The 466-nt window shown below is 47.0% G+C and carries 1 protein-coding gene; it reads right to left on the bottom strand.

Annotated features, from left to right (window positions below; translation table 11 throughout):
* A partial coding sequence (locus H3T84_RS12615; protein WP_198219324.1) for an RHS domain-containing protein occupies positions 1 to 338 on the bottom strand: 338 nt, incomplete at its 3' end.
* Between the last annotated feature and the right edge of the window lie 128 nt (positions 339 to 466).

Raw genomic sequence — 466 nt, 5'->3', positions numbered from 1 at the left:
AGCTGGTATGAGCATTCCCACACAATTTCACCGGTCTCATCCGTCAGTTCTTCCGGCATGCCGTTCAGGTCGGTATGGAAGTAGTAGATGTGTTGTTCTTGATTACCGTTTCTGTCTATCCGCGCCAGCGGTTCATAGCAGCCTTCACCAGTATACAGATACAGGCTCTGCCGTTTGTCTGCGCCGCTTTCCTGAATCATCTGCATCCCGTCCCACAGGAAGGTGGTGCGGTTACATGGTTTGCCGTCACGGTCCAGCTGGTGTTTTTCAATCCGCCGGCCGAGGGCATCGTAGACGTAGCCGTAGCGTTCAGTATGGTTCAGCTGTTCGATACGCACTTCGGTCTGGCCATATTCGGCATCGTAACAGGATTATTTAACAGTTCACGGGTGTATATTTATTATACGTCATTTGAATATTTTTGAGATTTTTTATTGTGAGCTAAAATAATTTATTAATCTTCTTC

Source organism: Snodgrassella sp. M0110, from assembly GCF_016101465.1.
Lineage (GTDB): Bacteria > Pseudomonadota > Gammaproteobacteria > Burkholderiales > Neisseriaceae > Snodgrassella > Snodgrassella alvi.
The sequence above is the reverse complement of the archived record's forward strand: the minus strand, read 5'-3'. Positions and strand labels throughout refer to the sequence as shown.